Below are 19,746 nucleotides of genomic sequence, written 5' to 3' on the forward strand. Positions count from 1 at the left end.
GACAAACCTCCTCGTCGCCACCTTCACGTGCGAACGCTCAGCCGCGTCCACCGGGCACCTGATTGTGGGTCCGCACCGGGTGCGGCGGACACCTATCCCCTCACAGCCTCCGCGTGAAGATTTCACCCGGGCACGGGACACAAGCGGAAGCGCCGGCGCGCGGAGCGAACCAGGGCGGGAAACGGTGTCACCTGCACACCCGCGTACCCGGACACGAAAGTCCCGCCCGAACAGACAGACCGACCGAAGCCGCACCCGAACACGGCCCGGGCAAGGCCCGGACCACCCCGATCACCGCCGAGAACACCCACCGTCCAGAACACGCACCGCCGGGAACACGCACCGGAGGGGGGCGCGTACCGGTCCCGAGCCGCGCGCCCCCGAAAATCCCGGTGCCCGATCCGCTCAACCCCTAGGGGACCTGCCCGGGGCCGCTGGGGGATGGTCCCGATACCCGTACGCGCCCCGTACCGAGACCGTGGAAGCATGACCTCGACACCCCCCGCGACCCGGCTGTCCCGACTGTGCTGCGCCCTCATCCCCCTGCTCCTGCTGTCGTACGGCGTGCTGCGCCTGATCGACGGCATGGACGGCCACCACGGCCCAGGACTGGCCTGGAACGTCGGTCACTTATGCTTCCTGGCCGCCTTCCTCCTGCTAGGAGCCCTGGTGAGGGAATTACGCGCCCTGGTCCCCACGGCCACGGCCCGCAGGAGAACCGCGGCCGGCGCCGCCGCGGCCGCGGGCCTGCTCGGCGCGGCCTGCTTCGTGTGGGTGATCCTGGGCGACCTGTTCCCCACCCTCTCCGACAGGGCCCCGCTCCCCGCCCCCCTGGAGCTGGCAGGCCCCCTGGCCTTCCAACTCGGCCTGCTCACCCTCCTGATCATGCTGGTGACCACTCGCCCCAGGCAGCTCCCGTTGTGGAGCCCGGCCCTCGCGTCCGTGTTCTTCCTCCTGATCACCGTCGACCTCGACCTGATCCCCCTGGCAGCCCTCGTCCTCATGGCCGCCCTCACCCCCCTGGCCCGCCCCCGCACCCTCCATCCGGTCCGATGACCCCGGGTATGCCGGAAGCCCGGCCATCCCTGGGGGATGACCGGGCGTCATGTCGTGTGCGTGCTCCGTACCCCGGTGGACGGTTGGCGGGATACGGCCGGAGGTCTGGAGGGCTATCGAGTGCGGAAGCGGCGGTACAGGTTCCGGGCCACGTACACGCCCGGGCCGCCGAAGCCGACGATGTCGACGCGTCCGTCACCGGTGACGTCGGCGAGGAACCGGGGGTGGCGGTCGACTCGCCAGGCGCCGGCGTCGTCGTCGTACCCGAACCCGCGGCACACCAGCTGGGCGTGCTCGAACCGGCCGTCGCCGCGGTTGTGCGACACCCAGACTCCCTCGTCGCCGAAACCGACGATGTCCCAGGTGCCGTCGCCGGTGACGTCGGCGAGGAGGCGAAGGTGCTTCTTGCCCGTCCACCCCTGGGCGGCCCCGAAGTCGTTCAGGACGAGCTGTGCGGGCTCGAACGTGCCGTCACCGCGCCCGCGTGCGACGACGACACCCTGCGGGCCAAACCCGACGATGTCCGCCGCTCCGCCCCCGGTGGTCGCGAGCAGGAAGCGGGGGTGTTCCTCGGCCGAGACCCATCCCTGGTCGACGCCGAAGTCGTCGAGGACGTACAAGGGCTCGGCGAACGCGCCGTCCTCGTCCTGGAGCGAGACCCACACGCCGTCCCCGTGACAGCCGACGATGTCGACGCGTCCGTCACCGGTGGTGTCGACAAGGAAACGGGGATGCCTGTCGGCCAGCCAGCCGCCCGCCTTCTCGCCGTGCCCGAACGCCCTGAGCACCGGTTGACCGGCGAGCGGCGCGAACGTGCCGTCCTCGCCTTGGAGCGAGATCCACACGCCGTCCTCGTGACAGCCGACGATGTCGACGCGTCCGTCACCGGTGGTGTCGACGAGGAAGCGGGGATGCTTGTCGGCCAGCCAGCCGCCCGCTTGCCGGCCGTGCCCGAACGCCTTGAGCACCAGCTTGCCGCCGGCCGGCGCGAACGCTCCCGCTTCGTCGCGGGCGGACACCCGGACACCGTCGGAGGCGAGCACGACGACATCGGGCCGGCCGTCGCCCGTCGTGTCCACGAGGGTCCACAGGTCGGCGGGATTCGAGGAGGGCGCGGTGGGGTGCAGGACGCGCTCTTCGTCGTCGAACGTACCGTCGCCCCTGCCGGGCGAGGTCACCGCCCCCTTCGCGGGTTTGAGCCCGACGATGTCCGCGCGCCCCGCTCCGGCGGTGTCGGCGAGGAACCGCGCTCCGAGCCCTGCCCACCAGCCCGTTCGCCCGCCGGTCGAGGGGGTGGGCCCGTCGCTCCTCCACCCGCCGGCGTCCTGGTCGCTTCCGAACCGTTGGAGGACCAGCAGCATGTCGCTGAAGGACGGTGTCGCGTCGGGTGCCGGCCGCAGCGCGGTCGAGCGGTCCAGCCGCCAGGACCGGCGGCCGTTCCAGTGGCTCAGGGACGCCCAGCGCAGTACGGGATCGCCGAGCCGCTCGGGTTCGGCCGTGACGAACCGCCACCGCTGGCTTTCCGCATGGTCGTCGTACTCGCGCAGGACGACACGGGTGTCCTCCGCGCCGGGGTCGGCGAGGTCGAGAACGGCCCCGTCGGCGACACCCTCGATGAAGAACAGGCCCGCTTCGCCCGCGACGGGGACGACGTGCCACTGCTGGCCCTTCCGGCCGGCGGTGGCGTCCCACTGGCGGACGCCACGGTCCGCGGCGGCGGGATCGTCGAGCACCTTGCCGCTGGCCGCGTTGCGGATCACATAGGTGCGGTCCGCTGGCGCTTGCCCGCCCTGCGCGCTCGGCACGGGCGTGAGCTGCCACTGTTGCGGATTCGGGCCCCCGTCGGGGAAGTCGCGGACGACGAGCGCCCCGTCCGCGCTCGGCACGGCCTTGGCACCGAGGATTGCGCCGGTGGCGGCGTTGACGATGTGAAGTTTCAGTTCTTCCGTGGGCACGGGCATCGTGATGCCTCTTCCAGGCGGTTGGGGCGTTGGCTCGGGACGGGTGTGGCGAGGTGGTGGCCGCGGATCACGTGAAGACGTGGTGGTACGGGACGTCCCACTCGTTGGGCAGCCGCGGGTAGAACGTGTTGATCACCGTCCCGGTGAAGTCCCCGCCCCAGTTGTAGGTGACACGTACCTCGCCGTTGGCCGCCACGGCATGGTCCTTGAACCCGAGGATGGCGTCGGGATGGGTGATCGGCACGAAGGTGATCCCGCCCCACGGCGTCACCGTGACGACCCAGAGCTGGGTGTCCTCGGGCGCGCCGTTCTTCCCGCGCCAGTTCTCCCCGACCTTGTCCGGCAGGCCCACCTGAACGGTGTCGCACGTGCTCTTCGGCGCATCCCGGTGGACGGTGACGCGCCTGCGCTGCGGCTTGCGTGTGCCGTCGTCACCGCGTCCGGCGTCGGCCTGCCCCGCGGCGGGCGGCTTGGGCGTCACCTGGCCCGCGGCGCTCTCGATGAAGTACAGCGGTCGCTGGCCGAAGAAGCCGGCGGGGGTGATGTGCCAGAGGTGGCCCTTCGCCTCCTTGGTGGCCGAGTCGAGTGCGGTGGCCAGCTGGACCCCCTTGTCGTGGCTCTCCTCTTTCAGGTCGACGGGCCGCAGATAGCCGCCGTTGAAGGCGTGGACCAGCATGACCGGCCGGTTCTCGACCAGCGCGGCCACAATCGCGTTGTCATAACTGTTCACCGCCACCGGACCGCCGACCACCAGATTCGACATCGCCGTACGTTCTTGGGTGTACATCGCGGAAACCTCACCTGTTCTGGAAGTGGAGAACAACGCGTCGGATACTCGACACCGTGGCCTGTTCACATGGAGATTCGCCGGGCTTGACCGCCGCCATCGGAAACGCGAACGGCAGAAATGAGTCAGGTCATCGGCGGCCGACTGAGCCTCAAGTTACCGTAATGGGCGACGAGTTGAGTACTGCTATGGAACACTCATCACCCGATTGAGCGTGATGCGGGAAGACCCTCCACCGGGGAATCGGGCCCGTGCTAGCTTCGATTGTCAGACCACGCGTAGATACCTGTTTCCATTTCACCCAGCACGGTTCGACCGGAATCAGTCGAGGACAGGGAATGCCTTCCACCGCGTACATCCTGGAACGTGCCAAGCGCCAGCCGCTGACGAAGAAGAACCTGCGGGAACTCGATATCGAGCAGACCTGGCAGGTTATCCTGAACCACCCCAACCTGGTCTATGTCGACAACAACGGCGTAAAGCACAAGCCCGTCGGGTTCTCGGTGAACAAGTCGAGCTTCGGCACTTTCTCCGGGACCGCGTTCGAGCGGGGCTGGCTCGCCTATATGACTCTCGGGGAGCCGCTGATCGAGGAGCGGGGCGACATCGGCCAGCCCCCGCCCGACACGTTCTCCTCGCGTTCCTACGTCAACCGCAGCCAGTCCGAGATGACGTTCACCGACTCGGTCGATTTCACCGTCTCCAACGGGGTCACGTGGTCACTCCACGGGGACGCCAAGCTCACCTTCGGCGGCAGCATCGGTGCCTCGCTCCAGCTGCAATTGCAGAACCAGCTGCGCCTGGACCTCCAGTCGCAGCTCCAGGCGTCGTGCCAGAACGGGACGACGAACCGGAACTCCAACACGGTGACCAACAAGAACAGCAAGGACAGCGTCGGAGTCGACAACGCCAACACCAGCGAGACGTCCGCGAGCACGTCGGCGACGAACTCCTCGACGAACGGAATGACCAACTCGGTGGGGTTCACGACGTCGGGCAGCGCCACCGGCAACGCCTCGCTCAACGCGTCGCTGGCGCTGGGCATCGCGGCCACCGTCGGGGGTTCCCTGACCACCAGCTGGGCCTCGAAGTCGCAGATCTCGGGCAAGGTGCCGGCGAACTCCCGCGTGCAGACCCTCGTCACGCAGCGGCGCACCCGCAAGCAGTACACCTACGAGATCCCGGTGACCTTCTCCGGGCTGATCGCGGTGCGGTACGCCGTACCGGTGGCGGTCCTTTCTCCCCCGCAGCCGGGGAATTACCCCGGTCTCGACCACGTGGTGGCCCGTGACATCGGCGACATCGACCTGGCGCCCGGTGGCTTCCGCATGAAGGGACTGGCCGAGGTGGTCTCCGCGCTGGAGGTCGACCACACGATGCTCGACGTCGAGAACCTGACCCTCAGGCAGCAGACGCTCTACAAGCAGCCGTGACCGCGCGGCGCCGCCGCCACGACGACGACCAGAGGTGACGACCATGGTGTTCGACAACATCTTCAACTCCGCGGGCAAGAGCGCCGGGCTCTTCTCCGTGACCACCGACGGCTCCAAGCCACAGCCCGGTGCGGACGTCGACTTCGAGGACGCCGACGACGGTACGTACGACGACACGAGCACCAGCCTGTTCGACAACGCGATCCACGGGGCCTCCTCCCGCGCGAAGGTCGTACAGGAGACGTCGCCCGAAGCACGCGCCATCCTGGGCTTCCTCGGCTCCTTCGTCCAGACCACCCAGGCGTCGGCCGACGCCCAGGCCCGGTACGCCCGGGACCCCGGCTCGGTGTCCACGACCGCTGCCGCCGGCATGCAGGAGTCGAGTACGACGATCACGAAGCACAGCGGCCTGCAAAAGGACAAGGACCTGGCGAACAGGCCCGAGAAGGACGACTTCGCCAAGATGCCCAAGACCCCGGAGCCCCCCACCGCCCCCGAGCCCACCGCCCAGGAGCCGGAGCCCCCCAAGACACCCAAGACGCTCAAGCCGACCGCGGAGGACCCGCCCGCGTCCACCTGACCACGCGGCTTCCGAGGGGGGGCAGGGGCGGTCTCGCCCCTGCCCCCCCTCTCTCGTGCCTCACACGGGCAGCAACTGCCACTGCCGGTCCCGGTGGTCGCCCTCCGCCCCGTCCTGCGTGATCACCGTTCGGGCGTTGGTGTCGACCCGCAGCAGCAGACCGCTGTGCCGGTTCGCGATCTCGTACACCCGCGAGGCGCCGGCCACCGGGCCCACCGGGATCAGCCTCCACTGCTGGTGGTGCGCGTCGGCACCCCCGTAGGCGCGCTGCGCCACGACAGCACCGGACAGCTGCTGCGCTCCGGGGACCTCCAGGACCTTGCCGCTGCGCACGTTCTCGATCCGGTACAGCACGTCGCCGTTGTGCTGGCCCGCCGCTACCAGCCGCCACCGCTGATGGTCCCTGGGGGTGGCGAGCAGTTGGTGGACCTCGGCGCCGTCCCGGGTGGACTCACGCCACACCCCCATCCGCAGCCTGCTGCGCACGCTGGCCCAGGAGACCACCGCGCCCGACTCGGGCAGCCCGGCCAACCGCGCCGAAGCGATCTTCCGAATCCGGTTGTTGTTGTAGTCGGCGATGTAGAGGGTGTCGACGCAGTCCACAGCGAGGCCGAACGGGTGGTTCAGCTGGGCCGGAGCGGCCGGCCCGCCGTCTCCGCCGAAGCCCGCGACCCCGGTGCCGGCGACGGAGCCGATCTTCCCGTCCGTCGTCATCTTCCGGATCCGGTGATTGCGGAACTCGGTGATGTAGAGGTTGCCCGCGCTGTCCAGCACCAGCCCCACGGGGAGGTACAACTGCGCGGAGGTCGCCGGACCGCCGTCACCGCTGAAGCCGGCGACCCCGGTACCCGCGACCGTGCTGATCTTCCCGTCGGCCGCGACCTTCCGGACCCGGTGGTTCTCGCCATCGGCGATGTAGAGGACGCCCGCGCCGTCCACCACCACCGCGTGGGGGCGGTTCAACTGGGCCGAGACCGCCGGCCCGCCGTCTCCCCCGAACGCCGCGGCCCCGTTCCCCGCGATCGTGCTGATCTTCCCGTCCGTGGTGATCTTCCGGACCCGGTTGTTGTTGTACTCGGTGACATAGAGAGCGCCGCCGCTGTCGACCGCCACCCCCATCGGGATATTCAACCGGGCGGCGGTGGCGGGACCGCCGTCCCCACTGAACCCGGCAACACCGGTACCGACCACTGTGCTGATCTTTCCGTCGGCCGTGATCTTCCGAACGCGATGATTATTGGAATCGACGACATAGAGAGCGCCTTCGCTGTCCAACGCCAGCTCACGCGGCCAGTTCAGCTGGGCCGAGACGGCAGGACCACCGTCCCCGCCGAACCCCGCGACCCCGGTCCCCGCGACCGTACTGACCTTCCCGTCGGTAGCGATCTTCCGGACCCGATGGTTTTGGAAATCGGTGAAGTAGAGAGTGCCGGTACTGTCCACCACGATCCCGTACGGACGGTTCAACTGCGCCGAAACGGCAGCCTCGTTGTCTCCCTTGTATCCGGCGACCCCGGTCCCCGCGACCGTACTGATCGGCGGAACGGAGCTCTCGTCATTCGTGGCTACGGGGGCAGTGCTCATCGTTCGTCCCTTCACCGTTCACCAACCGCCCACGACAGGCGGCTGTCAATTGATTCCCGACCTGAGAAAAATCGCTGCGCCGCAAGACATCGCCTACGCCACCCCGCTCTCCCGGAGTCACGTACGAGTGCCAAGAACCTGACAGCTGCGAGTCCACCAACCGTGAGTCGGCCCCGGACTACCCCAAGAGCCGCCGTCACCCGTTCGTGTCACTCACACCGCCCGCAAGGGTGAATCTCACGCCGCCCCCGAGCGGCGCGCTCGCACGCACGGCCCACTACGACGAGACTGGCTGATTTCGCGCCTTGGAACGGAACCCTGCGGTCGAGCACGTGCACTCTCCCGCAAGGCCACGGCCGTACCGCGGTCCACGACGTCAACGAGGCCGGGCAGCAGCTGCCCCTCCCGGTGCGCCGTCCGCTGATCGGGGGAGGATCCGCGCGCCTCCGTGCCGGTTGTGCCGCGGACAGTGATCTTGGGTCGGGGTCGCCCGCTCTTGGTGGCTGCACCGGCGGCGTGGCAGTGCCCTGACACCCCGCCGTCGCCCGTCCTCGGTACGCGCCCGCACCGGCGGGCTGCGGTGCCCCGACCGCGATGATGAAGGAGCTGTGATGCCCGGCACCACCGACCGACGCGCCACCATTGTGGTGGCAGGCGCAGACCGCTGGTCGGCGCAGGATCTGGCCGAACGGATCGAGCGTTTTCGCCGGTGCCTACGAGGTGCTGAGCGCCGCTACACGTGGTGAGGCCGAGCAGGTACTGGAGGGCGCTGCCCGTCGGCCGGACGGCGTGTCGCGGCCGTGGTGGCGGCGGAGGACCTGCCCGACGGATCGGGCTCGGACCTGCTGCGGGAGACCGGCGCTGTTCCGCCGGCCGGGCGCCTGCTGCTGTCCGACAGCGGTGTCCGGGCCGGCAGTGAGGGCCAGGGCGGCATCCAGGTGCTGCCTGCCCGCCCGGACGAGGATGATCTGTGGCCGCGGCTGGAGCGGATGCTCCTACGACACGGCACCCGAGGATCAGCAGAAAGGACTGGTCAAAGGCGACCGCCGCGATGCCGACGTGTACCGCGTGGTCCGTTTCCTGCTGCTCAACCACGTCCCGTTCGACGTCCGGGACGCTCCCGCGGGACAAGCGGGGGTCACCGTGTGGATCGACGGGCGAGAGCTGCGGAACCCGCCGCTGATCACCCTGGCCGAGGCGCTGCACCTGACCAGGTACAGCGGCGGCTCCGACTACGACGTGGTCGTGGTCGGCGGCGGGCCGGCGGGGCTGACCGCGGCGATCAACCACGCCGGCCTGTTCGGCCACAAGGTGCTGATCGTCGAGAACGAGGCGCCCGGCGGCGCGGCAGGCACCGCCGTCAACGTCATCGACAACCACTTCGGCTTCCCCGACGGCATCACCGCCGGTGAGCTGGCCCAGCGAGGACTCCGTCAGGCGCTGAACATGAAAGTGGAGTGGCTCCCCGCCTGCCGGGTCGAGAGTCTGTCGACGCTGAGGGAGCTCGATACCGGCGACGGGCAGCCCCCGCTCAGGCGACTGCGGGTGACAGCGCGACACGACGACGGCCGGTCGGTCCAACTGAACGCTGCCGCCGTGGTGTTGTCCTGCGGAGTGGCCGCCCGCCGCCAGGGCGGGAAGCACGAGCGCGACTACGAGGGTCGCGGCGTCTACTACATGGCCCTGCCCGCGGACGCCGGGCAGGTCTCCAAGGACGACTCGATCGTGGTCGTCGGTGCCGGCGACACCGCGGGTCGCGCCGCGCTGATGTTCGCGGAGAAGTCCACCAAGGTCACCCTGCTCGTCCGCGGCACCTCAAAGACTCCGCGATGCTGCAGCAACTGAAGGACCGAATACAGGAGTCCGGCATCGTGGTCCGCGAGAAGACCGAGATCGACGAGTACGCAGGCACGAAGGGACGGCTCACCGACGTGCGGCTGCGGACGCCCAACGACTCCCTGGAGACCCTGCCGGTGCGCTCGGTCTACGTGCTGATCGGCGCCGACCCGGACACCAAATGGCTGCAGAGCGCAAACGTCCAGTTGACCAAGGGGTACGTGGCCACGGGTACAGACGTCACCGGCCTGGACATGCCGGCGTACGCCACCAGCGTGCCGGGGGTCTTCGCCGCCGGAGACGTGCGGTACCGCGGGGTGCGTCGCATCGCCATGGCCGCGGGAGAGGGAGCGGCGGCCGCGCTGGCCGTCCACAACTACTTCATCGGCCGGGCGCAACTACTGCAGCTGGACGGCGACACGGCCAACGCGGCGCTGAGCGCCTACTACGCCTGACCAGCCTCTCCCCCGAACACCTGATCGTCATCGCCAAGGCCGTCCTCACCCTGGAGGGGTAATGCTGGAAAGGCTCACCGATGACGCCCGAACGATGGATTCAACGACGAGATCCCCGCTCCGGTAGAGCGGAATGACAGCGTCTATGCAAGCCTCGTACCGAGGCCCTTCCCCTCGGTCCCCAATGGATCAGCGAGCGGCGTCAGACGTAAGCGGTTCACCAGTGGGCGCCGCGATGCTTGCCTTCCTTAGTTCTCCAGCTTGAACTCTGAGTTTGAGCTGGTTCTCTTCGCCAGTGGCAGGGGCGGCCTTCGAAGTCATTCCATCATCATCCGTTCTGACGGCTGGTGGGATCTGTCACCGGGCCGTTCTGCCCATAACCGGGGTGAGGTCACCCCCAGACGCGACAAGGGGCGTCAATGATGTCTTACGACGGTACGGACCAGGTGATCTTCCCAGCCGGTGCCGCGACGCAGACCAGCGCCGCAGAGGCTGCTCAAGGCGTGTGGGACGCCGTCATCGTCGGTGGCGGCATGGCGGGTTCCATCGTCGCCGAGCAGCTGGGCCAGGCGGGCTACAGGGTGTTGATTCTCGAAGCCGGCCCCGGCAAGGACCTGGACCTCGCCGAGTACGAGTCGTACCTGTCGCGGTTCTACGGCGCTGTCATCAAGGACAACCAGTCTCCGTACCCGTTCAACCCGAATGCCCGCATGCCCAGGAGCACCGACACCATGCCGGTGCATCCGGAGACACCCCGAGACGACTTCTACCTCGTGCAAGAGGACAAGTACTGCACGGACACCACCTTCACCCGGGTCCTCGGCGGCACCTCCATGCATTGGGAGGGGAAAGCGCTGCGCATGCTTCCCGAGGACTTCGACCTGCGAACCACGTACAAACAGGGCCTGAACTGGCCGCTCAGCTACAACGACTTGGAACCCTACTACCGCAAGGCCGAGGCCGAACTGGGCGTAGCCGCCGAAGTCAAGGACCAGACGTACCTGGGGATGCATTTCCCGGAGGGATACGTGTTCCCGATGCACCGCATGCCGCCGTCCTATCTCGACCAGGTGGTCGCCCGGGGTGTGGACGGCATGCGGGTCAACCTGGCGGACGACGAATACACGCTCCAGGTGCGGAGCTTTCCGCAGGCCCGTAACGGCGTGCCGAACGCCGCGTACGACGGCGGCAAGGGTTTCGTCCCGGTCGGTGCGGTGAGCACGAGCCAGGTGGAAGAGGGCGAGCGCTGTCAGGGCAACACCAACTGCGTCCCGATCTGCCCGGTACAGGCCAAATATCACTCGGGAAAGACGCTGGCCAAGGCGCTCAGCAAGGGCAACGTCAAAATCGTGACCCAGGCCGTCGCGTCCAAGGTGGAGATCAACGAGCACAACCAACGGGTGGCCGGGATCACCTTCAAGAAATACGAGTCGCTCGGCTCCGAGAAGTACACGGAGTACACGGTGGAGGGCGCCGTGTACATCCTCTGCGCGCACGCCATCGAGAACGCCCGGCTCATGCTGGCCTCCGACATGCAGCACATGAGCCGAAGCAAGCTGATCGGCCGCAACCTGATGGACCACGCGTACCTGCTGACCTGGGGCCTGCTGCCCGAGCCGGCCGGCACGATGCGAGGCACAACCTGCACGGGCGGGATCACCGACCTGCGCGGCGGGCGATTCCGCGCGACCCAGGCCGGATTCGGCGTGGACATCCACAACGACGGCTGGGGGTGGGCGACCGGCTCGCCCTACACGGACCTGGTCGAACTCGTGGACAAGCGGGGCCTGCGCGGGCGGGAGTTGCGCAGGACACTCGGGAACCAGATCTCCCGGCAGCTTCTGCTGGCCTTCATGATCGACCTGCTGCCCGACAGGAACAACACGGTCACCGTGGACGAGCGATACAAGGATGCCCTCGGCAACCTGAAGCCGGTCGTGTCGTTCAAGATCCCGGCCTACACCATGCGGGGCGCCGCGTTCGCCCGCAAGCTCGCGACCGACATCTTCGAGAAGCTCGGCGCCGAGGACAGGACCACGTACAACAAGAACAGCTACAGCGCCGTCGAGCACGACGGCCAGTGGTACAACATCGTGGGCGGCAACCACCTGGCGGGCACGCACATCATGGGGACCGACCCGGCGAACTCCGTGGTCGACCACACCCAGCACTCGTGGGACCACGACAACCTCTACCTGGTCGGGCCCGGCAGCATGCCCTCGATCGGGACGTCCAACATCAGCCTGACCATGGCGGCACTCGCCTTCCGCAGTGCGGCCCACATCGTCAAGTACCTGCGCGCCGCGAAGGCGCCGGCCGCCGTCCGCAGCTAGACGGCTTGCAGATCGACGGGTCGAACGCGACACCGCCCACCGTCCACCGCCCACGATTGGGGGAACATGTCCGTCTCAGAACCAGAGCCCGCTCCGGACCCCAAGATCAAGACCATCGAGGAGCTGTACGACTACCTTTACAAGGGGCTCCAGCTGGAGCATGCGACGCTCCCGCCCTACCTGACCGCGCTCTACTCGCTGCATCCGGAGACGAACTCGGATGCCCGGCATGTCATCAGGGTCGTGGCCGTCGAGGAGATGCTGCACCTCACCCTGGTCGCGAACGTCCTGAACGCCGTGGGCGGGAAGCCGGACCTCACCAAGCCGGGATTCGTACCGAAATATCCGACGCACCTGCCGTGTGGTCCCGATTACTTCGACGTCCATCTCCGGCCGTTCTCGCGCGAGGCTCTCGACACGTTCCTGAAGATCGAGAAGCCCCCGGAGGCAGCCACCGAGGAAGACAGGTTCGTACCGATGGACTGGGCGGCCCTTGGACTGACGTCCGACGGCGCGCCGCCGCCACCGGAGAAACTAGCGGAGCTTGAGGAATCCGGGACACTCTTCGGCGTCGTCCCTGGAGAACCCACCAAGCGTTTCTCAAGCATCGGTGAGTTCTACGAGGAGATCATCCGGGGCATCAACCACCTGGAGGACCAGGCCCGTCAGGCAGGGACCACGATTTTCACCGGCGATCCCGCTCGCCAGGTGACTCCCGAGTACTTCTACTCCGGTGGCGGCGATGTGATCGTGGTGACCGGCCGCGACACCGCGGTCGCGGCGCTGACCCTCATCGCAGAGCAGGGCGAAGGGCTGTACGGCGGAATCTACGACAGCCAGGACGAGATCGCCCATTACTACAGGTTCCAGCAGCTGAAAAAGGGGAGGTACTACCAGAAGGGCGATAAGCCAGACGAGCCTTCCGGCCCGGTTCTCCACGTCGACTGGGATGCCGTCTATCCAGTGAAGCCGGACATCAAGCTGACGGACCTCGCGGGAGACCCGGAAATCCAGGCGGCGGCCAAGGAATTCAACGAGTTCTATGCCACCTTCCTGACCAACGTCAATCTGGCCTACAACGGCCAGCCCGACCTTCTGCTCAAGGCGGTTTGGGAGATGTTCCGCGTGCGCGACAGCATGAACCGACTCATCCGCAACCCTCTCACAGGGCATCCAGGGAAGAACGCCGGCCCGACATTCGAGATCTAAGGCCGCCGAGGGAGGCGGGATCATGACACAAGCAACGGACGCAGAAAAGAATCTGCGCGATTTCGTGAAGTTCTCTGCCGCTGTGACCGGGTTCAGCGAGTTCGACCTGTGGGGAACTGGTCAGGCGGAGGCGTACTACAAGACGGTCGTGGATCAAGAAGGACCGGACGCGATCCAGAAGGCGATGGCTGTCGATCCCTCTGCCGTCCCCGCCGATCCAGTAGTGGGAAGCATCGTCAAGCTCTGGTATGTCGGCGTCTGGTACGGCCCGGAACTGGCGGGACGCATGGACGTGGCGGCCTGGACGGCGCCCGGGAAGAGCGGATCGAAGCCCGCCGTCCCGGATGACAGCCAGCCCGAGGGAAGCCAGTCCTGGCAGGCCATGTCCGCACAACACCAGGCCGGAGAAGAGCGCGCGCACGGCGGAGAGGGACGCAAACCCCCGTTCGTCGTTTCCCCCGACGCCTACACCGAGGGCCTGTTGTGGCGGGCCATCGGCGCCCACCCGTCCGGCGCGAAGGCGCCAGGCTACGGATCGTGGGTCAATCCGCCCGTTTTCGAGGACTGACAAGAGGAGGAAGTGTCATGACCAGCACGGTCCCGAACCTGGGTCCCGACAGGGTGTCACTCGGCGTGACGCCGACACTGTGGTGGAACGACGACTTTCCGCTGATCGACATCGGGATCCCGTTCGAGCAATGCGTGAGCGAGATGGCGCTCGCGGGATTCCAGGGTTGCAGCATCGGTCACAAGTAGCCGACCGACCCCGCCGTACTGAAGAAGGCACTCGACCTGCGCGGCCTGAAGGTGTCCGAGCCCTGGGTGAGCACCTACTTCACCATCGGTGACAAAGACCGGACCGTCGAAAACTTCAAGAGGCAACTGGAGTTCCTCGGGAAAGTGGGCGGCAGGGACATCGTCGTCGCAGAATTCGGGATGTCGTCACACCTGCAGCCCATCCCGGTTTTCAAGCACCGCCCCGAGTTCACCGACAAAGAATGGGGTCTCCTCACCGGAGGGCTCAACGTAATCGGCGAGTTGGCCGCGGGCAAGAACATGCGACTGTGCTACCACCATCACATGGGCACTGGCGTGCAGACGGCCGAGGACATCGACAGGTTGATGGCGGGAACCGACCCGAATTACGTGCATCTGCTGCTCGACACCGGGCATCTCCGGTTCGCGGGCGACGACCCGCTCACGGCCGTGGAAAGGCACAAGCAGCGGATCAAGCACGTTCATCTCAAGAACGTCCGCCAGCCCGTGGTCGACAAGGTGAAGAGCGACCACCTGTCCTTCCAGGGGGGAATCCTGGCAGGCGTCTTCACCGTGCCCGGAGACCCAGCAGGCGCGATCGACTTCGAGCCCATCCTCTCGACGCTGGGGCAAGCCGGCTACGAGGGATGGCTGGTCGTCGAGGCCGAACAGCACCCGGCGACGGCGCACCCGCTGACGTACGCCAAGATGGCCCACGATTACCTCACCGGAGCCCTGGGGTGGCAACGATGAACGCACGCGACATCTACCTCAGCTTCTTCATGTTCACCGTCAACCTGCACCCGGATGACCCCCAGCACACCGAGGTCGTCGTCAGGCACATGAGGGAGCTGCGGGACATCGGATACACGGGCTTCGACCTGCCCGTTTTCCCGAACGACGCGGGCGATCCCCAAGCGGACGTACCCCGCTACGAAAAGCTCAGGAAGGCCCTCGACGCGGCCGGCTTGGAGAACGTAGGTCTGACCACCAACGTGGCCACGACGCCGGCCTACAACCCCACATCGCTGCACCCCGAGGAACGCGAGGCGGCTCTGGCCTACCTCAAGTCCAGGATGGACATCACAGCGGCCCTGCGCGGCACCATCATGGCGGGCCCTGTCCTGTTCCCCTACAACGTGTTTCCCACCCACAACGGCGAACCGCTGTGGAGTGACGCGCTGCAGGACTGGCTGCGGCCCCGGTACGACATCGCGCAGCCGCTCTTCGAGCAGCTCGGCGAATACGCGGCGCAGAAGGGTGTCCGGGTCGGCATCGAACCCGTCGACCACTGGGAGACACCGGCCCCGAACATGGTGCGCGACGTGCTCGACTTCCTCGCCGGCGTGCGAAGCCCGCATATCGGCGTGTGCGTGGACAGCTCCCACGTCGTCCTCGGCAGCAGCGGCCCGGAGGCGTACCGCCGCGACGTCCGGGATGCCTCCGACCAGCAGCGCCTGCACTACGTGCAGGTGTCCCCGCCAGACCGCGGCGAGGTCGCGGACAGCTGGATCCCCTGGCGCACGTTCCTCGACCCCATCCTGCCCGTGTACGACGGCCCGCTGCTCATCGAAGTCTTCAACGCCATCCCGGCGTTCCTCACTTCGCTGCGGCTGACAAGGCGGAAGTTCTGGATCCCCATGGAGGACAAGCCAGTCCCGGGCGTGCCGAGCGCCTACGAGGTTGCCGAGGACGGCATCAAGAAACTGCGTTCGGAGCTGGCCACACTGACCGCGACCTGATCCGGGCTGCCCATCACCGACGGTCACGCGAGACGGTGAGGTCCGGGGGCACGTGACCGTCTGGTGCGAGGAAGCCGGGCGGCTGGTGGATCCGGCTTTCCTTCTGGGCCAAAGCCGGTTTGCCCCGGGCGCCGCGGAGCGCGAGATCTTCCGGTCCCCTGTAGTCTTCCCGGCACCTGGGCTGGACGCTCTGCTCGGCTGCAGCCCTGGCACCCACCGAGAAGGGCACCTGCTCGCATACGACTTCCGTCCTGACTGGGAGGCCCGGCTCGGCGATGCGTGCTCACATGTGGACAGGTCGGCTGTCGCCGACTTCGCGAGGCGACTCGCTGCTTCCGCAGCCCTTGCCTCGCGTACTGACCCTCATGCCCAGAAACGGTGAGCACCCCGGCACCTGCTCGGCAGAGCAGTGACAACCCTGCGGGGGACCGCCCTGGGACTAATAGTGATAGCGCGCTGCAAGGATCACGATCTCCCTGTCAGTGACCAGGTAGACGAGCCGGTGCTCATCATCGATCCGCCTCGACCACGCCCCGGGCAAGTGGTATTTGAGTGGCTCGGGCTTGCCGATCCCCATGAAGGGGTCCCGTTTGACGTCCTCGATGAGCCTGTTGACCCGAGCGAGCGTCTTGCGGTCGTTCTTGAGCCAGGACGTGTAGTCCTCCCAGCCCTGGTCCTCGAAGAGGAGCCTCACTCGGCACCCTCGGCGTCGACGTCCCACGCATCGGGGTCGATCAGCTCGCGTTCCGACACGTTGGCGTGGGCCAATGCGTTCTCATACGCCTTGAGCAGGCGACGAGCGTTCGCGGGAGAGCGCAGCAGGTACGAGCCCTCGCGTAGCGCCGCGTAGTCCTCGGCCGAGACGAGCACAGCATTGCCGTGCTTGGAGACGATCTCGATGGCCTCGTGATCGTCGTTGACCTTCTTGATCAGAGGAAAGAGAGCCTTGCGGGCTTCGCTCGCGGTTATCGACATGAGCTGACTCCCTACATCAAGTGGTACCGGATATCGTACCACTCACTGCCGCCCAAGGCGGAACCAAGTAGATGACACGTCATCAGGTAAGCCAGCACCATCCCAGCACGGGAACAACAAGGGGCCGACTCTCAGAAGAGCCGACCCCTTATGACCTGCATGTTTGCCAGCCGTCAACGCGGTGTTATTTCGTCCGCTCAGACATTGAACCGGAACGTCGGACACAGCGCTGTGACCTGCGTAAGCACGTCTTTGAAGCCGGTCATCCCAGCACCATCCCAGCACGGGGCCGTATCCCAGCACCATGCGGCGTCTCGGTCGCTCTGGCGGGCGGCATGATGACGAGCGTCACGGCTGGTGGTGGAGCATCGCGGTCACGCCCTCGTCGCTGGGGTCGTAGGAGATGCCGCGCAGGATCGCGACCGGTGCGCCACGGCCGCGCTGGCCGAGGATGATGCCGGCTGCCGCGGCAATGAGGTCGGTGAAGGTCTCCTCCTGCCGTTTGCCGCCGTGCTCCGTCACCCGCAGGGGCGCCACGCCTGCCGCGCCGATGGAGATGACGGTGGCGCCGCGTCGGTCGGCGCGGCCGTCGGAGTCGGCGATGACCACGGCGACGGTGGTACCGGAGTATGTGTGCAGGGCGTCGCGCAGGGAGCGGGCGGAAGCGTCGGGGTCTGCGGGCAGCAACCAGGCGCCTTCGGTGCCGGCCCGGTCGATCCCGGCGGAGGTGAGCTGGTAGCCGAGCGTGTGGCGGGCGATGATCGGCCCCTTTTCGGTGGCCAGGAAGTGCTCGGTGGAGGAGTCGAGGATCAGCTGCACGATCTCGGCGGGCTTGCCCGTCTTGGCGGACAGGGCGAGTGCCTCGGTGCCGGGGGTGACGTCGGCCAGGTCGACGTACCGCTTCTCCGCCACGGACACGGCCTTGCTGGCGACGACGACGATGTCGCCGCTACGCAGTTCGGTGCCGGTGCGGCTGAGGACACCGGTGATGGTGCCGGCGAGATCGTCGCCCGGCTGGAGTTCAGAGAGGGGCTCCAGGGCGAAGGCGGAGAAGCCGGAAGTCGGAGCGGCGGTCATCGGCGCCAAGCGACCAAGGGACCCCAGAGCGCCCCGTACGACAGCAACGGCCCAGGCGAGGTGGGCGGCCGACGCTCCTCGCTCGCCGCGCTGGCGAAGCAGGCCGCTCCGGCCTGACCCGGGCTGCTGTCCGGCAACGCCGCCTCCTCCCCGTGTCCTGTGGGAGGGGCGGCGTCACCGTGTGCGGTCATCCGCGGCGGAGGACGGGCCAAGGCGGGGGTTACCCGGCTCCTGGTCGCGGTCATGCTCCGGCTCCGCCTTTGTCTCCGGTGGCACGGCAGCCTGAAGGCGGGCGGCTGCCCGCCGGGCGACGTCGTCGGTATGACAGAGGCCGCGCACCAACAGGTCGTCGGCCTTCGGCACCATGCCGGTGCACGGTGGTCTCCTCCCGGCGCTGGTCGGTGAACTTCCTTCCGCACCGCTTGCACACTGCTCAGCGGCACGACGCCGCTTCTCCTCCCTGTCGGCGTGGGCCTCCTGGTCGCGGAAGAGGACGTCGCGTCGGGGTTTTCGAGCCCGGCCGTCAGCGTCTGTTCGCCCGTCCGTCCCAGCCGCCGCCTTCCGGGAAAGCTCGGTCCCCGCCCTCTGGATCAACCAGCTCCCATCCCGCTACATCGAACACCCCTCGAATAGCCCGCCGTCCTGGCCGTCCTCGACGCCCTCCTGAGGTGCGCTACCACAAGCCACGCAGCATCCTGGGCCACGACGAAGCGCTCGACCGCATCGCCGACGGGCTCATGGAGCGCCTCACTCCCCTCATCGACATCGCCGACCAACTCGCCATCCTTTATGACACCGAAACCCTCACCCGCGTCCGCCACGACGTCGCCTGCTACCTCGACCCGCCAACCTGATATGCCGCCGACGTCCATCTGCAATTCTGTGCACTCGGACACCCACGGCGCCGCCGCAAGAAGCCGCTCCGAAGGCGCCGCTGCGCCCTGCCGTTGCCGGCAGGGCGCAGCCAAAGGGGGTTCGGCGTGTCCCCAGCCGGGGATTGCGAACCGCTGTGCCGTCAGCTCCGGGAGACGGTGAGAGTTCGCTGGTCGAGGTCGAGGTGGACGGTGCCCCCGTCGTGTTCGCGAAGCTGCCGCCAGGCGGCGTAGCCAGTGAGGATGGCGCGCTCCCAGTCCGCGGCGCGGCAGATGCTGACTTCGAGGTGGGCAGTCATGTGACCGATCGTGGCGAGAAGTTCGTGGTCGATGTGTTTGATGTCGGTGAGGTAGCGGTGGCGGGCGGCATAGGAGAAGACGAGGGCTGAGATGCCTTCTTCGATGGCGATGGCGCGGCCGCCGTCTTCGGCTTCGTCAGTGCGGGGGTCGCTTTTGCGTTTGCGGCCCAGCAGGAAGCGGGTGACGGGTGACCAGCCGAGGACGGCGGCGTGGGCGAGGTGGAAGACGTCGTGGAATCGGTAGCCGTCTTCGATATGCGAGGCGCTGGTGAGCGGGTCGCCGGCAGGAGATCCGTCTTCCTGCGTGAGGACGACGACGGTACGACCGTCGTCGGTCTTCGTCGGTGTGAAGGTGAGTGTGGTCTTGCGGGGCAGTTGCTCGTGGGGAGGGAAGTCGGTGTCAAAGGGGGTGTGTTCGTCGCGGGGAGTGGTGCGCCAACGGTCTTTGGTCTTCTCCAGGTTGGCAGCGGCCACATCGTCGAGGTCGAGCCCGAAGCGGTGGGTCAGGGCTGCGATGTACCAGAGGACGTCGCCAAGTTCCTCGCGTAACTGGTGCTTGCCCTGCTCGAAGGCGGGGCCATCGCGCAGAAATTTCTTGTAGGCAGTGGTCAGGGACCCCACCTCGCCGGCGAGGCCGAGGAGGGGGACGAGCACGGGATCGGTGCCCTCCGCCGGGGGTTGGAGGGTTTTGACGGCCGCTTCCTGGTAGCGCTTGAAGTCCACACTCACACCTGTCTGATCTTGGGACAGCCCCGTTGGCTTACCCGACAACATGTCGTATGCTACGACAA

The 19,746-nt window shown here is 67.4% G+C and carries 17 protein-coding genes and 2 pseudogenes; 12 read left to right on the forward strand and 7 right to left on the reverse strand.

Features of this window, described 5'->3' with window-relative positions:
* Positions 1-486 precede the first annotated feature (486 nt).
* Positions 487-1,056 (forward strand): hypothetical protein, encoded by a 570-nt coding sequence (locus tag ABD350_RS13995; protein ID WP_344348335.1) that lies wholly within the window; start codon positions 487-489, stop codon positions 1,054-1,056.
* Positions 1,057-1,169: 113 nt separating this feature from the next.
* On the opposite strand, the gene ABD350_RS14000 is transcribed toward ABD350_RS13995, so the two are convergent.
* Positions 1,170-3,017 (reverse strand): FG-GAP-like repeat-containing protein, encoded by a 1,848-nt coding sequence (locus ABD350_RS14000; RefSeq protein ID WP_344348336.1) that lies wholly within the window; start codon positions 3,015-3,017, stop codon positions 1,170-1,172.
* A 67-nt stretch (positions 3,018-3,084) separates the two neighbouring features.
* Complete coding sequence (locus tag ABD350_RS14005) at positions 3,085-3,804, reverse strand: hypothetical protein (protein WP_344348337.1); 720 nt, start codon at positions 3,802-3,804, stop codon at positions 3,085-3,087.
* A gap of 338 nt (positions 3,805-4,142) precedes the next feature.
* On the opposite strand from ABD350_RS14005, the gene ABD350_RS14010 reads away from it, so the two are divergent.
* Both ABD350_RS14010 and ABD350_RS14015 read left to right on the forward strand, forming a co-directional pair.
* Positions 4,143-5,237 carry a hypothetical protein gene (locus ABD350_RS14010; RefSeq protein ID WP_344348339.1) on the forward strand — a complete coding sequence of 365 codons (1,095 nt, stop codon included), beginning with the start codon at positions 4,143-4,145 and terminating at the stop codon, positions 5,235-5,237.
* Between the two features lie 43 nt (positions 5,238-5,280).
* Positions 5,281-5,817, forward strand: a complete 537-nt coding sequence (locus ABD350_RS14015; protein WP_344348340.1) for a hypothetical protein — start codon at positions 5,281-5,283, stop codon at positions 5,815-5,817.
* A gap of 60 nt (positions 5,818-5,877) precedes the next feature.
* On the opposite strand, the gene ABD350_RS14020 is transcribed toward ABD350_RS14015, so the two are convergent.
* The gene (locus tag ABD350_RS14020; RefSeq protein ID WP_344348341.1) at positions 5,878-7,401 is read right to left on the reverse strand and encodes an NHL domain-containing protein; all 1,524 of its coding nucleotides are present in this window, start codon (positions 7,399-7,401) and stop codon (positions 5,878-5,880) included.
* A 611-nt stretch (positions 7,402-8,012) separates the two neighbouring features.
* Here ABD350_RS14020 and ABD350_RS14025 point away from each other — a divergent pair.
* The 8 genes and pseudogenes from ABD350_RS14025 (at position 8,013) to ABD350_RS14060 (ending at position 15,732) form a co-directional block, all read left to right on the forward strand.
* On the forward strand, positions 8,013-8,147 hold the full coding sequence (locus ABD350_RS14025) for a hypothetical protein (protein ID WP_344348342.1): 135 nt from the start codon (positions 8,013-8,015) through the stop codon (positions 8,145-8,147).
* A 217-nt stretch (positions 8,148-8,364) separates the two neighbouring features.
* Positions 8,365-9,692 (forward strand): annotated as a pseudogene (locus ABD350_RS14030) (NAD(P)/FAD-dependent oxidoreductase).
* A 419-nt stretch (positions 9,693-10,111) separates the two neighbouring features.
* Positions 10,112-12,025: a GMC family oxidoreductase gene (locus ABD350_RS14035; protein ID WP_344348343.1), complete on the forward strand. Its 1,914-nt coding sequence runs from the start codon at positions 10,112-10,114 to the stop codon at positions 12,023-12,025.
* A 66-nt stretch (positions 12,026-12,091) separates the two neighbouring features.
* Positions 12,092-13,234, forward strand: a complete 1,143-nt coding sequence (locus tag ABD350_RS14040) for a ferritin-like domain-containing protein (RefSeq protein ID WP_344348344.1) — start codon at positions 12,092-12,094, stop codon at positions 13,232-13,234.
* A gap of 22 nt (positions 13,235-13,256) precedes the next feature.
* On the forward strand, positions 13,257-13,802 hold the full coding sequence (locus ABD350_RS14045; protein WP_344348345.1) for a hypothetical protein: 546 nt from the start codon (positions 13,257-13,259) through the stop codon (positions 13,800-13,802).
* A gap of 17 nt (positions 13,803-13,819) precedes the next feature.
* Positions 13,820-13,990 carry a hypothetical protein gene (locus ABD350_RS14050; protein ID WP_344348347.1) on the forward strand — a complete coding sequence of 57 codons (171 nt, stop codon included), beginning with the start codon at positions 13,820-13,822 and terminating at the stop codon, positions 13,988-13,990.
* Between the two features lie 12 nt (positions 13,991-14,002).
* Positions 14,003-14,743: pseudogene (locus ABD350_RS14055) on the forward strand (TIM barrel protein); the annotation flags it as partial.
* Entirely contained in the window at positions 14,740-15,732 is a 993-nt protein-coding gene (locus ABD350_RS14060; protein ID WP_344348349.1) for a sugar phosphate isomerase/epimerase family protein, read from the forward strand. The pseudogene ABD350_RS14055 and the gene ABD350_RS14060, both read left to right, overlap by 4 nt.
* 439 nt (positions 15,733-16,171) lie before the next feature.
* On the opposite strand, the gene ABD350_RS14065 is transcribed toward ABD350_RS14060, so the two are convergent.
* The 3 genes from ABD350_RS14065 to ABD350_RS14075 form a co-directional block, all read right to left on the reverse strand.
* Complete coding sequence (locus ABD350_RS14065; protein WP_344348351.1) at positions 16,172-16,426, reverse strand: Txe/YoeB family addiction module toxin; 255 nt, start codon at positions 16,424-16,426, stop codon at positions 16,172-16,174.
* Positions 16,423-16,707, reverse strand: coding sequence for a type II toxin-antitoxin system Phd/YefM family antitoxin (locus tag ABD350_RS14070; RefSeq protein WP_344348352.1), 285 nt, complete (start codon positions 16,705-16,707; stop codon positions 16,423-16,425). The genes ABD350_RS14065 and ABD350_RS14070 overlap by 4 nt, the downstream gene beginning before the upstream one ends.
* A gap of 348 nt (positions 16,708-17,055) precedes the next feature.
* On the reverse strand, positions 17,056-17,784 hold the full coding sequence (locus ABD350_RS14075) for a coenzyme F420-0:L-glutamate ligase (RefSeq protein WP_344348353.1): 729 nt from the start codon (positions 17,782-17,784) through the stop codon (positions 17,056-17,058).
* A 668-nt stretch (positions 17,785-18,452) separates the two neighbouring features.
* Here ABD350_RS14075 and ABD350_RS14080 point away from each other — a divergent pair.
* Positions 18,453-18,638 (forward strand): hypothetical protein, encoded by a 186-nt coding sequence (locus ABD350_RS14080; protein WP_344348354.1) that lies wholly within the window; start codon positions 18,453-18,455, stop codon positions 18,636-18,638.
* Positions 18,639-18,799: 161 nt separating this feature from the next.
* Here ABD350_RS14080 and ABD350_RS14085 read toward each other — a convergent pair whose 3' ends face one another.
* Positions 18,800-19,678 carry a nucleoside triphosphate pyrophosphohydrolase family protein gene (locus tag ABD350_RS14085; RefSeq protein WP_344348355.1) on the reverse strand — a complete coding sequence of 293 codons (879 nt, stop codon included), beginning with the start codon at positions 19,676-19,678 and terminating at the stop codon, positions 18,800-18,802.
* Positions 19,679-19,746: the final 68 nt, after the last annotated feature.

This window comes from Streptomyces nogalater (genome assembly GCF_039532885.1).
Taxonomy (GTDB): domain Bacteria; phylum Actinomycetota; class Actinomycetes; order Streptomycetales; family Streptomycetaceae; genus Streptomyces; species Streptomyces nogalater.